Here is a 14,365-nt window from a genome sequence, read left to right as displayed (position 1 = left end):
ACAGTGTTCGTTATGTTATAAATAGAACAAGTAATTCAAAAACATGTAAGGTGTGATTAATGATGGAAAGAACGAAAAATATGAAAAAAAGAATTGCCATTATAGGCGCAGGACCAGGAGGATTAACATTAGCTCGTATATTACAACAACATGGTTTAAAAAGTGTGGTGTATGAAAGAGACACATCCCCAATGATTCGTCAACAAGGAGGTTCATTAGATATCCATCATGATACTGGTCAAGAAGCGCTAAAAGAAGCAGGATTGTTAGAGAAATTTTATGAATTTGCTAGATATGAGGGAGAAGATTTTCGATTATTTGATAAAAGTGGAAAAATATATTTAGATGAAGAAGCAGATTCAGCTGGCGGGAATCGTCCTGAAATTGATCGTGGTACTTTGCGTGAGTTGCTTTTAAACTCTATTGATTCAGAATGTATACATTGGGGATATAATTTAATAAAAGCCGTTTCTCTAGAAAATGGTATGCATAAACTTCATTTTGAAAATGGACATGTAGATATTGTGGATTTAGTTGTAGCGGCAGATGGTGCTTTTTCACAAATTCGCCCACTTGTCACAGATTCGGCACCGCAATATACTGGAATTAGTATGATTGAATTGAATTTGCAAAATGTCACGGAAAATCATCCGGGAATAGCGGAGTTTAATCGACGTGGTAAAGTCTTTGCACTTTCGGATCAAAAAGGTATTTTGACACAGTTAAATGGAGATGACAGTATTCGAGTATACTTAAGTTTTAGAACTAATAAAGAATGGCTTGATAATTGTGGGATTCCATTTGAAAATGTAGAAGAAGCAAAGAGTCAACTTCTACAATATTTTGAGGACTGGGATGAAACTCTTAAAAATTATATTAGATGTGCAGATGGTACAATTTTTCCTAGACGAATTTATATGTTACCTGTGGGGCTAACTTGGAATAGTACACCTGGTGTTACTTTAATTGGTGATGCTGCTCATTTAATGTCTCCATTTGCTGGAGAAGGTGTGAACCTAGCTATGCGTGATGCAGCAGAACTTGCACTAGCTATTGTAAAGTATGACGATTTGAACGAAGCAATCAAAACTTATGAAGGAAAAATGTACGATTATTCTTCACAATCTGCTGCTATCTCAAATGATAACCTTGAAATTTGTTTTTCAGAAGATGCTGCTATTAAAATGTACAATCTTATGAATCAACTTCATGGACAACAATAAAACTGGATGTAATTAAGGAGAACTATGGAAGAGAAAACAAATACAACGAATAGCCGTCGTTCGCGACCAGCAAAAGAACCATTGAGTAAAGAAATCATTGTGAAAACCGCATATAACCTCCTGGAGTCTGAAGGAATATCAGGCCTTAGTATGAGAAAAATTGCAAAAGTGCTAGATACAGGACCATCTTCTTTATATGTTTATGTTAAAAATGCTGATGAATTAAGAGCGTTTGTATTAGATTATGGTCTAGGAAACATTGAAGAAATAGATGTCAAAAATGAAACATGGAAAAAAGAATTATTTGAACTTGTATATTCATATTTCAGAATTTTGTTCAATTCCCCTGGAATGGCAGAATTGGCTTTAATGACAATTCCAATTGGACCAAATTCGTTAGCTCTTACCGAACGGATTTTGCACCAATTACACCTAGGAGGAGTAAATGCGAAATCATCAGCATGGGGAGTAGATATTCTACTGTTATATGCTGCTTCAGTCGCCTTTGAACAAACAGCACGTAAAGAAAAGGGAACTACACTTGACGCAATTCGTGCTTCGTACGAAACATTAGATGTAGTAAAGTATCCGATGATTGTAAGCTTAAAAGATGATATGTTGTCTGGTGGAGAAGAAAGGTTCCGCTGGGGATTAGAAGTTGTACTTCAAGGTATTTTACATGCACAATAATAAGGATTTTAAAATCGAGAATTAATGGCGATATTTATATAAAATAAAAAACACACTATGTCTTTAAAATATAGTGTGTTTTTTATAATTAATTCACTTTTTTAATAAAGCCTTTATAATGACGTTTTACAAGCTGGCTTTCTAACGTCTTCATAGTTTCTAGTGCTACACCGACAATGATAAGTAAGCTTGTACCACCAATTTGAGCAGAAGGTGGTAACGTAGCAATTTTCGTGAATACGAGCGGTAATATAGAAATTGCACCTAAGAAAATTGCACCAATAAATGTTAAACGGTATAAAATTTTAGTTACATATTGTTCAGTTGCTTTACCAGGACGAATACCAGGAACATATCCATTTTGCTTTTTCAAATTCTCAGCCATTTGTTCAGGATTTACTTGAATAAATGCGTAGAAGTATGTGAAAGCAACGATAAGACCGACATAAAGTGTCATTCCAATTGGATGTGCGAAATCAAGATTTGCAACTAACCATTTTGATACGCTTGAATCAGGGAAGAGCTGCGCAATTGTACGCGGCGTCATTAAAAATGCAGAAGCAAAGATAACTGGTATAACACCAGCACTATTTACTTTAAGCGGTAAATGAGTGTTTTTTGCTCCTTGATATTGATTGTTTCCTGAAACAGCTTTTGCATATTGGATCGGTATTTTACGTACAGCTTGTTGAATGTAAATAACACCAACAACTATCGCTAAAATTACGAGTCCAATTAAAACAATTTTTATTATGTGCATAAATAGCTGATCGCCAGCATTTTGGAATTGTTGTAAATAAATTTGATTTGCAACATTTGGAATTGCGGCAACGAGACCTGCGAAGATAATCATCGAAATACCATTACCAACTCCGTTAGCGGTAATTTGTTCGCCTAACCAAAGTAAAAATGCAGTACCTGCAGTTAAAACTGTCGCAATAAATAAGTATGTAGTCCAGCTTTGATCTGTTATTAATTGTCCACCTGCTATATTATTAAAGCCATAAGACATTCCGATGGCCTGTATGAATGCGAGAATGATTGTAAAGTATCGAGTGAATTGAGCTGATTTCTTACGGCCCATTTCTCCTTGCTTTGCCCATTCCGAAAACTTAGGTATAACATCCATTTGTAGTAATTGTACTATGATGGAAGCTGTAATATATGGTGTAATACCTACAGCAAAGATTGAGAAATGTTGCAATGCTCCTCCACCAAATACGTTTAACATACCTAGAACGTTAGCTTGATCTTGTACTTTTAATACCTCTGCGTTAGTATGAGGAACTGGAATAAACGTGCCAATTCGAAAAACGATTAACATCGCTAGTGTAAAAAGGATTTTCCTTCTTATCTCAGCTACTCTCATGAAATTTGAAATCGTACGAAACATTATGTCGCCTCCTATATTTTTATCAGTAAAAAACTGATTATTATACCCTATGAAGTAACCACAAACCTCCTTCCGCACTAAATTCATTTGACAAATGGATTTTCATACACTTTGTAGTTTTCACGGATATAAAAATATAAGGTGTTATATAAGCGACTTTTACACTTTACGTAATCATTCAATACCCATAATATATCGAATAAATTAACAAATGTACATACATACGCATTAAAAATGAATAAATAGAGTCATTTTTTACATTTATTTAATGATAAATTGATAGGACATTATTATTCAAGATTGTTATACATGTTATCAATTAAAGTTTATCCCGCATTAACTGGTAGCCCGATTGGTTCAACTAATAATCAGTGGGGATGAACAAAACCATCGCTGATTAAAGTTTCACTTTATGTGATTAGAAAATTCTTTTTGTTTAAGAAGGAATAAATATTAAAGAAAGCTAAATAAACAGTGTACGTATTTATAGGGGAGAAGATGTAAATGAAAGTTGTTATAAAAAAATTACCAACATTAGAAGTAGCGTATATAAGACGAACTGGTAGCTACTTTGAACTGCAAGATCACTGGGGAAAGTTACTGAACTGGTCAATTGAAAATAAACTGTATCCACCAGAGCAATCATTTATCGGAATATCATTAGATAATCCTGAACTTGTTGCAAGTCATAAGTGCCGGCATGATGCATGTGTTACGATTCCTGAAAACTTCGATAAAGAAAAGTATCATGATGTGCAATTTAAAAGATTAGATGGAGGTACATATGGTCTATACCAGTTCTATGATGAACCTCATAAATTAAGTGAAGCGTATCAATACATGTATGCAGAGTGGCTACCAAATAGTGAGTATGATGCAGATTATGATAGAGATAATTTAGAGTTTTGCTTAAATAATGTTGCTGAAGATCTAGAAGGAAAGTTAAAGGTTGATTTATTTGTGCCAATTAAAAACATACAAAAAAACAAATAACTTCATTTGTGGCTTTAAAATGAAATTGGAATAGTAGTGAAAGAAAATCTGTTTTCGAAGATAATATTTTTAGCGTAGAAATTTAAGTATGTAGGTTGCAATGAAAGGAGAATCCACATGGATACATTTGTAAATGACAAGTTTTATGAAACGAGAAATCAATTAGTTGAGGAAATTTCTTTGTTGAGTGATGCTCAATTTAATAGGAAACTAGATAAGGATAAATGGAGTATTGCACAAGTTTGTCATCATATAGTTTTATTAGATGAGAGAGTTATAACAGTTATTTCCTCAGGATTAAAAAAGTTAGATAGTACCCAAAATGAGCGTAAAGAAATTCACACTATTTTATTAGATAGAACGAAAAAGTTTATAGCTCCAGAAATGATTGAACCAAGTATAGAACCATTTGAAGTGCAACAAATGCTCAATATGCTAAACGAATCAAGAAAAGAATTGATGCATTTCCTGAGTACAATAGAAGATGAATCAATATTAGCGAAAAAATCAGTGATGCATCCAGCTCTTGGAGAATTGCCCCTTGATCAGTGGATAGAACTGATCTATCTGCATGAACAGCGCCATATAGAACAAATCAAAGAGATAAAATTGCTTTGTGAAATTGAAAAGTAAAAATTTCTCCCTATTTATTGATACGTATTATAAACAGGGAAAACGGTTGATTCATATTGATTCAGAAGAAGACAAAAGTAGAATGAGATTAGTTGAAAGTAACCAATAAACTTAAGAAAATATGAAACTACCCGATTTTCTGTATAAGTGTAACCCCGTCTTAAATGAAGAGCGGGGTTATTTTTTTGAAAGTGTTTTTATTTAGAAGGAAATAAATCAGCAACGAAATTCAAAAAAATAATCATCATAACATATTGTATATGCCCGTTTTAATAAATTGAAATAATGATTTTTATGTTGACGAATGATATGTATATATTTTGAAAGTGCTCTTCACACGTTTAAGGAAGGAGTATTCTGTCAGAAAACGATAAAATACGATTCTGTTAGGGGATGTATGCAATTTATTCTCTTTATTTTTGCAACAGAACCACCTTCAAAATTATCTTTTGTAGTTGAAGTTTCCTGAATAATAAGTTACATTTTTAAAGTTCAAGCAACTTTATGAAAGTACAAAAAGGGGAGAAATATTATTATTATGCAAAAAATGAAATGGAAGAACTATGTATGTTACTTTGTAATTCTATTACTGCTTGGAACAGCAGTAATAGTCAAACCACCTATCTCTAAGGCTGAGGAATCTGAAGTAAATATTACATTGTTAGGTACTGCAGATATTCATGGTAGATTTATGCCTTGGGATTATGCACTTGATGGAGCAAATATGAGTGGAAGTTTGACGCAGCTTTATACGGTTATAAAGAAGGTCCGTCAAGAAAATCCAAATACCATATTAGTAGATGCCGGGGATACAATTCAAGGAAACTCAGTAGAATTATTCAACGATAAGCCACAATCGCCAATGATGGTAGCGATGAATACAATGGGATATGACGCCTGGGCATTTGGAAATCATGAATTCAACTTTGGATTAGATACATTGAAAACAGTTAGTGAGCAATATAAGGGAAAAACGTTAGCAGGAAATATTTATAAGGAAAATGGAGAGCGCTTTCTTCCTGCATATACAATTGTAGAAAAAGGTGGAATTAAAGTTGGGATTATTGGTATGAATACACCAATGATTAGTGATTTTGAAAAAGGGACAGATCACTTAAATGGTTTAGTGGTGAAAAATCCGGTAGAAGAGACGAAAAAGGCAATTAAGGAATTAGAAGGTAAAGTAGATGTAATGGTAGGAGTTATGCATATGGGACTAGAAAATGAGAATGGTATCCCTGGTACTGGTGTTCAAGATATTGCAAATGCTTGTCCGGAACTAAGTGCTATTTTTGCGGCTCATATGCATAAACTTGTAAAAAAAGAAGTTGTAAATGGCGTAATTATTACAGAACCAGATAAATATGGAACACATATTTCACGTATTGACCTTACTTTTACAAAGCAAGATGGGAAGTTGGTTTTAAAAGATAAAACTGCTACCGCTATACCTGTAAAAAATGCTGATGGAACAACGATATTATCTGATCCTACACTTGAAGAAATACTAACACCTTTTCACGAATATGCGAGAGGAGATGCAAATGTTGTAGTCGCTCAATTAAAGGGTAGAAATCTTGTTCCTGAAAATGAAATAAAGGGTATCCCAAGTGTTCAGATTCAAGAAACACCTTTATCAGATTTCTTTCATGAAGTCATGCTCTACTACAGTAAAGCAGATGTAGTAGCCCATCAAATTGATAATGATTATGCCCGTTTGGATACAGGTCCTATTAAGAAAAAAGATATTGCGTATAATTACCAATATGCCTTGGGAGAAATTACAGTATATAAGATTTCTGGAAAAGATTTAAAAGACTATATGGAATGGGCAGCAGGATATTTTAACTCATCTCGTGCCGGAGATGTAACCGTTAGCTTTGATAAAACCCGCCGTGCATCTAAATACAGTACGAACGATTTCTTTGGAGGCGTAAAATACGAAATTGACTTAACAAAACCATACGGAAGTAGAATTACAAATTTACGCTCTATTCGTACAAACAAACCAATCAAAATGAGCGATGTTATGACGCTGGGAATGAATGCATATAGAATGGAGGCTCTTCAGGCAAAAGGAGGAGCTTTAGAGGGGCGTAAGTTTGAACAAATTTGGTCATCTAAACAAGAGAATGCATTTGGAGAAACAGGTGGAACCATTCGTAACCTCGCTATTACATATTTAAAAGAGGTAAAGAACGGTGTATATACGCCAAAAGTTATGCGTAATTGGAAAATTACTGGTGTAGATTTACATTCTTCAGAGCATAAGGCGGTAGTTGATCTTGTGAATAAAGGGATTTTAGAAATTCCAAAAACAGAAGACGGAAAATACACAAATATAGCATCTATAAATACTAAAGACTCAATTTCAAAAGAAGAGATTATATTCCTCTCACAAAAAGCAAATATTAATCCAAATCAGTTTAATCATGTAAAGACAAAAGGTGAATTCTACAAAAAACTTAGTAGGATCACTAAAAAATATAAATTATAAAATTTCTTATAGTAATTGTTATTTTAATAGCATGAAACCCACTCTTAAAATAGTTAAGAGTGGGTTTTTATGTTGTTATTTAGATGTAAGTATACTTTTATTAGAATGAATATAGATAATTAATAACTAACCAATTGGATGAGCGCCTATAAGGACTCTCTTTTATTCAAATTAATGTACATATGTGTTCCGTTCATTATTTATAATATTGACCACAATTTATGTAATTTTGCATAATGTTACATAAATTGTGTATTTTCTCTTTTTTCCGACAGAAATAGACAGTATACTTTGTACAAGCTTTCTATTTCAAAAATTATACGAGGTGAAATAATGAAAAACAAAAAGACATTAACTAAGGTAGCATTAACAACAGGATTAGCTTTAACAGCTGTGGCACCATATGGGGTAGGTCATGCAGAGGAAACAGATCAACTACAAGTTCAAATTCAGGAGGAATCGTTCCGTTCGGGTGAACTTACACAGCCGTCACAAAAGGCACCAGAAAATGTAGTAAAGGATGCACTTAAGGAGAAAACAGAACAAGCTCTGTCCCAAAAACAAGTCAATGGAGAAGTAGGAGTAGATTATAAAGTCCTGCAAAAACGTGGTTCGTATGATGGAACTACACTTGTGCGTATGCAGCAAACATACGAAGGAAAAGAAGTATATGGCCATCAATTAACTGCACACGTAGATAGTAAGGGTGTTATTAAAAGTGTTTCAGGTGATAGCGCGCAAAATCTAAAACAAGAAGAATTGAAAAAACCTATTAATCTATCAAAAGATGAAGCAAAACAATATATTTATACGAAGTACGGGAACGATATCAAGTTTATTTCCGAGCCAGCAGTTAAAGAGGTTATTTTTGTTGATGAAAATAATGGACAAGCTAAAAATGCATACCAAGTTACCTTTGAAGCTGCAACACCAAACTATGTTTCTGGTACTTATTTAGTAAATGCACAAAATGGTGAGATGTTAAAGAATATAGTACAAGAATCTAACTTAAAAGCCAGTGACAAACTAGTTGGAGCCTTAAAGAAAAGTAAACAAAGCAGTCTTACATCATTAACTGGAACAGGAAAAGATGATTTAGGTATTTCTCGTTCATTTGGTATTTCTAAACAAAGTAATGGCAAATATGCTCTTGCTGATTATACAAGAGGGCAAGGAATTGAAACATATGATGTGAATTACAGAGATATTACTAAAGAAGAAAGCTATTATCCTGGTACATTAGCGACTAGTACTTCGGCAACATTTAACGATCCAAAAGCGGTAAGTGCTCATTACTTAGCAACAAAAGTATTTGATTTTTATAAAGATAAATACAAGCGTAATAGCTTTGATAATAAGGGACAAAAGGTAGTTTCAGTTGTACACGCTTGGGATTCTGAAGAGACGAATGATCCGAAGAATTGGCAGAATGCATTAAGTGCTAATAATGGAAGTATGCTTGTATATGGTGATCCTATTGTTAAAGCATATGACGTAGCTGGACATGAATTTACACATGCTGTTACTTCTAGCGAATCTAATCTTGAATATTACGGGGAATCTGGTGCGATTAATGAGGCACTATCTGATATTATGGGAACATCTATTGAGAAATACGTAAATAATGGAAACTTTAACTGGACAATGGGAGAACAAACAGGATCTGTTTTCCGTGATATGGAAAACCCAGCTTCTGTTCCATCTTCACTAGGAGTACCTTATCCAGATGATTACAGTGAATTTAACGATTTTAATGGATGGGATCAAGGCGGTGTTCATTTTAATTCAAGTATTATTAATAAAGTTGCGTATCTCATTGCAAAAGGCGGTACTCATAACGGAGTAACTGTTAAAGGAATTGGTGAAGATAAAATGTTTGATATTTTCTATTATGCAAATACTGATGAGTTAAACATGACTTCTAATTTCAAAGAATTGAGATCAGCATGTATTCGAGTGGCAACTAATAAATATGGTGCGAATACAGCTGAAGTTCAAGCAGTTCAAAAGGCATTTGATGCAGCAAAAATTAAGTAATTTAGAAATATAGTCATCATTCATATATTAATACATTATGAAAAACAGCTAGTATCATTTTAAGGATATTAGCTGTTTTTTTACGTAGCTATGTATTGTTGAAAATAAACTGACTAAGCAATAATTAGGTGCGTTATCTGTAAGAAGTTGCGACAAATAAATAAGGTTTAAAATGTGTAAAAACAGAAAATTAATAATATATTGACCTCTTGATAGAAAGTCTATAAAATGAAAGCGATAACAAACGATTGCTTTAAAATGATTTCCCTGACCTTTTAGCATTTACAAATATATGAGGGCATACACAAATCTATTTTTTTAACTATTAATGCAAACGTTTTCGTATTAAAAGGTCATTGAAATACATACGTGAAAATAGCCAATATGGAGGTGAATTAAAAGAGATTTCTAGATTAATTTAAGAAGTGTTATTCAGTGTAAGCATAATAAATCGCTAGTAATATTTGAAGAAAGGGTGTATGTGGTGCAAATTACAAAAAGATTAATTAACAAAACAGTTTTATTACTTACTTTAATCGTTATGTTATCATCTGTTTTCTCCTTTCAGGGTGTGAGAGCAGTTTCAAATTTGAAAACAACTGAAGTTATCATTCATTACAAAGAGAAGCTTGGAAATACAAAAGACTGGAATCTTTGGTTATGGGGTGAAAATGCAAATGGTACATCTTACGAATTTACTGGTGAAGATGAATTTGGAAAATACGCTAAGATAAAAATAGACGGTGACTATAATCGTGTAGGATTTATAGTTCGAACAAATGAATGGGAAAAAGATGGTGGAGATCGTTGGATTGAAAATATAAAGGACGGTCGTGCTGAAGTATGGATTCTTTCGGGTGATGAAAAAGTATATAACTCTAAGCCTTCATCGGATCTCTCAATTCAAAAAGCAACTATTGATAGTTTCCATGAAATTACTGTAACGACTAATGTCCCATTTAATATTAGGGAAAAGAAAATTGAAATTGAAGGCATTAAAATTAAGGATATTAGTCCTTATGATATAAACAGTGGAGATATTACTAATAAGGTTAAAATAATTACGGAACAGAAAATTGATTTAAAACAAACATACAAACTTAAAATAGAAAACTTAGCTGATACGAATACTGAAATTGGTAAAGTCATTCGTAGCGAGGAATTTGATAATTTATTTTATTATAGTGGTAACGATTTAGGGAATACATATACCGCGCAACATACAAAGTTCCGTGTATGGGCTCCTACTGCAAGTGAAGCGAAGTTAGTTACATATAAAAAATGGAACGATAAAATAGGTACTGAAATAAACATGCAACAAGGTGAAAAGGGAACTTGGACAGCAGAACTAAAGGGGAACCAAAAAGGGCTCTTTTATACGTATAAGGTCAAAATTGGTGATAAGTGGACTGAAGCAGTTGATCCATATGTGCGTGCTGCTTCTGTAAATGGGGATAAAGGTGCAGTCGTTAATTTAGAAGAAACAAATCCGAAAAAATGGAAAGCAAACAAAAAGCCAAAATTTAAAAATCCGGAAGATGCTATTATTTATGAGTTACATATACGCGATCTTTCCATCCAACCTGAAAGTGGTATTAAACAGAAAGGGAAGTATTTAGGTGTAACAGAAAAAGGAACAAAAGGGCCAGAAGGTGTAAAAACAGGACTTGATCATATAAAGGATCTCGGTGTTACTCACGTTCAGTTTTTACCGATATTTGATTATGCTTCAGTAAATGAAGAGACTTTAAATGAACCGCAATATAACTGGGGATATGACCCTAAAAATTTCAACGTTCCAGAAGGCTCCTATTCTACAAATCCTTATGAGCCAACTGTTCGAATAACTGAATTAAAGCAAATGGTTCAAATACTACATGATAATAATCTTCGTGTGGTAATGGATGTAGTATATAACCATATGTATAACGCTGCTGAATCTAATTTCCATAAGTTAGTTCCAGGTTATTATTATCGTTACAATGAAGATGGAACATTTGCAAATGGAACTGGAGTAGGAAATGATACTGCTTCAGAAAGAAAAATGATGAGGAAATTTATGATAGATTCCGTCACATATTGGGCAAAAGAATACAATTTAGATGGATTCCGTTTTGATTTAATGGGTATTCATGATTATGAAACGATGAATGAAATACGTAAAGCTGTTAATCAAATTGACCCTTCTATTATACTACACGGAGAAGGATGGGATTTAAATACACCTCTTGCAGCTGAGCTGAAAGCAAATCAAAAAAATGCAGAGAAAATGCAAGGGATTGCTCATTTTAATGATAATATACGTGATGGATTGAAAGGTAGTGTATTTGAGGAGAAGGAAAATGGTTTTATAAATGGAAAGGAAAACATGGAAGATCGTATTAAAAAAGGTATTACGGCAGGTATTGACTACGATACAAATTCGTCTACCTATCAAGATCCAGAGCAGGTGCTAACTTATGTGGAAGCACATGACAATCATACATTATGGGATAAACTTGAGTTAACTAATCCAGGTGACAACGATGAAGTGCGAAAACAAATGCACAAATTGTCTTCTTCAATTTTATTAACATCACAAGGAATTCCATTTTTACATGCAGGGCAAGAGTTTATGCGGACGAAATACGGTGATCATAATAGTTACAAATCTCCAGATTCAATTAACCAGATGGATTGGCTGCGCCGTGCAACGTTTAATAATGAAGTAGATTATATGAAGGGTTTAATAGAATTACGCAAAAAGTACTCAGCTTTTCGAATGACATCTGCAGAGCAAATAAAAACACAAGTTTCATTTATAGGTGCCCCGAAAAATACGGTAGCTTATACAATAGAGGGGAATAAAAATGAATACTTTACGGTGGCTCACAATGCAAATAGAGAAGCGGTTGAAATAACACTTCCATCGAAAGGGCCTTGGAAAGTACTAGTAGACGGGAAGCAGGCGGGAAGTAAACCACTTTATGTTGTCCATGACAATAAAATTAAAGTTCCTGCATTAAGTTCCATTGTTTTAAAATCAGAAAAACCTACTAAATAAAAGCGAAGAGTGTGGAAATAAATACTGAATTGAGCAAAGTTAATAAGGATTGCAAATAAAAAAAGCGAAGTGAAGATTATTCTCACTTCGTTTTTAAAGTTAATGTAATATAATTTCACATACTGTAATTATATTACAATTTAACAAAAGAAATAAGCAATAGATTATTTCTTTTGTGAAAGTAGGGGGAGAAGATATCTTTGAGTTTATTTATAAAATTATATGAAATACGTTCGTAATTCAGATAATTTTTATTATATATTTGAACATATAATAAACTAGATGTTCGAGTTGTATTAATTCCTACAAATCGTTTAAAAATAACAAAGGCGTAAAAAGTATATGGAATTAAAATAGAGAAAAGACACCATTCAAGGTGTCTTTTCTCTATTTTGAATATGAAATGTAAGTAACTCAATTGTATGTAATAGTATGTGATATTTTCACACTAACTAATTAAGAAAAATTTAAAACTCTTTTCTTAATCTATTTGTAATAAATTACATCATAAAATTTTATCAATATAATAAATAAAACTTTCTCAACATTATTTGATTTAATAACTATATTCAACCGCTCTTCAATCTATTACAATAATTTCACATTGGAAATACATGAATATTCTCAATGTTATAAATGGTTTATACCTTATAGGATTACTGTGGGAAAGGATGTGAAATATCCAAAAAAAAATCATTTTTTATGATTAAATAAAAAATTTTAATGAAGAAAAAGTTATTTCATTATTTTCAAGTTTCGTTAAAGTACATGTATTTATAATCACTATGAGACAAGGAGCAGAATCTAAAAAAATTTTGTAAATTAGAAAATTGCATTTCAAAAATAAGTTAAACGTTTATGGAGGGTTATATGAGCGAGAAAATTTATTACTGGTCTCCGATTAAGCATTGGGAGAAGTTGCATAATGAAGTTTTGATAGGGGAAATGAGGTTTACAGGTATTCTGTCTGAGTGGTTTCCTGATTTTTATTTTATGGCTCAAAAAGGTGTGAAAATTAGTGAACTAGTAGAGCGCTTTTCGTTAGGAAATGTAGAAGAGACACAAAAAAACATAGAGCTCATGATAAAAAATCGTGTGTTAGTAAGTAACATATTACACCCAAGAGAAGTATTTTCTTCACAAGAAAAGATTTTTCCAAATCCATATAGCAACCAGATTCGCTTTTCTAAAGAAGAGTTAGATAAGTATATGAGTGAACAATTAAATCGCACGTACGTTGCTGCACGGTCAACCGAAATTCAACTTGAAACAACAGATGAGCTACCCACTATAATCAAGGAACGTAGGTCTTGTCGTCAATTTGAAATGGAAAAACACATTAGTTTTTCGGAATTTTCCCAATTCTTATCAACTCTAAAACAGGTTAGGGAAGAAAAAATATACTATCATTACGCAAGTGCAGGCGGGCTCTATCCCATTGATATCTTTGTTTATATAAAACCAAAACGTATAGAGGGTATGAAAGCTGGATTTTATTATTATAACCCATCAAAAAATAGTCTTGTGATTGTAAACAACATTGATCAAGTGATCAAAAGTGATCATGAGTTAATTAATCAGGATTTATTTACTCAATCTGCATTCTCAGTGTATTTGATTTATAATGCGAACGCTTCTATCCCGAAATACGGTTCAGATGGATATTTATTTGCTTGTATCGAGTCAGGCATTATCACTGCTACCTTAAATATGGTTGCTGAGACATTAAATTTAGGGGTTTGTTCAGTTGGCCATATGAAATTTGAAGAGATTCAGAAATTTTTATGTTTGGATAACCATCAAGTGTTTCTCCATGGGCTTGAAGTTGGCTTGAAAATTAACGAGTAGAAAAAATG

Annotated in this window: 9 protein-coding genes; 8 read left to right on the top strand and 1 reads right to left on the bottom strand. The window is 32.9% G+C overall.

What is annotated here, in order from left to right:
- The first annotated feature begins 59 nt into the window (after positions 1–59).
- Entirely contained in the window at positions 60–1,223 is a 1,164-nt protein-coding gene (locus ACS2FK_RS18190; protein WP_063547472.1) for an FAD-dependent oxidoreductase, read from the top strand.
- Between the two features lie 24 nt (positions 1,224–1,247).
- Positions 1,248–1,913 (top strand): TetR/AcrR family transcriptional regulator, encoded by a 666-nt coding sequence (locus tag ACS2FK_RS18185; protein ID WP_023522125.1) that lies wholly within the window; start codon positions 1,248–1,250, stop codon positions 1,911–1,913.
- Between the two features lie 88 nt (positions 1,914–2,001).
- Here ACS2FK_RS18185 and secY read toward each other — a convergent pair whose 3' ends face one another.
- On the bottom strand, positions 2,002–3,306 hold the full coding sequence (secY, locus tag ACS2FK_RS18180; protein ID WP_000490135.1) for a preprotein translocase subunit SecY: 1,305 nt from the start codon (positions 3,304–3,306) through the stop codon (positions 2,002–2,004).
- 504 nt (positions 3,307–3,810) lie between these two features.
- Between secY and ACS2FK_RS18175 the strand changes: the two genes are divergently transcribed.
- From ACS2FK_RS18175 to ACS2FK_RS18150, 6 genes are all read left to right on the top strand, one after another.
- Positions 3,811–4,299: an AraC family transcriptional regulator gene (locus ACS2FK_RS18175; RefSeq protein WP_063547470.1), complete on the top strand. Its 489-nt coding sequence runs from the start codon at positions 3,811–3,813 to the stop codon at positions 4,297–4,299.
- 117 nt (positions 4,300–4,416) lie between these two features.
- Positions 4,417–4,932 (top strand): DinB family protein, encoded by a 516-nt coding sequence (locus tag ACS2FK_RS18170; protein WP_063547468.1) that lies wholly within the window; start codon positions 4,417–4,419, stop codon positions 4,930–4,932.
- 538 nt (positions 4,933–5,470) lie between these two features.
- Complete coding sequence (locus ACS2FK_RS18165) at positions 5,471–7,429, top strand: bifunctional metallophosphatase/5'-nucleotidase (RefSeq protein WP_063547466.1); 1,959 nt, start codon at positions 5,471–5,473, stop codon at positions 7,427–7,429.
- Between the two features lie 333 nt (positions 7,430–7,762).
- A complete protein-coding gene (locus ACS2FK_RS18160; RefSeq protein WP_063547464.1) occupies positions 7,763–9,466 on the top strand; it encodes a M4 family metallopeptidase in 1,704 nt (567 codons plus the stop codon).
- 484 nt (positions 9,467–9,950) lie between these two features.
- Positions 9,951–12,509 carry a type I pullulanase gene (pulA, locus tag ACS2FK_RS18155; RefSeq protein ID WP_063547462.1) on the top strand — a complete coding sequence of 853 codons (2,559 nt, stop codon included), beginning with the start codon at positions 9,951–9,953 and terminating at the stop codon, positions 12,507–12,509.
- An 870-nt stretch (positions 12,510–13,379) separates the two neighbouring features.
- Complete coding sequence (locus tag ACS2FK_RS18150) at positions 13,380–14,357, top strand: SagB/ThcOx family dehydrogenase (protein WP_001290961.1); 978 nt, start codon at positions 13,380–13,382, stop codon at positions 14,355–14,357.
- Positions 14,358–14,365: the final 8 nt, after the last annotated feature.

The sequence above is a fragment of the Bacillus cereus group sp. BceL220 genome, from assembly GCF_051776965.1.
Lineage (GTDB): Bacteria > Bacillota > Bacilli > Bacillales > Bacillaceae_G > Bacillus_A > Bacillus_A cereus.
The sequence above is the reverse complement of the archived record's forward strand: the minus strand, read 5'-3'. Positions and strand labels throughout refer to the sequence as shown.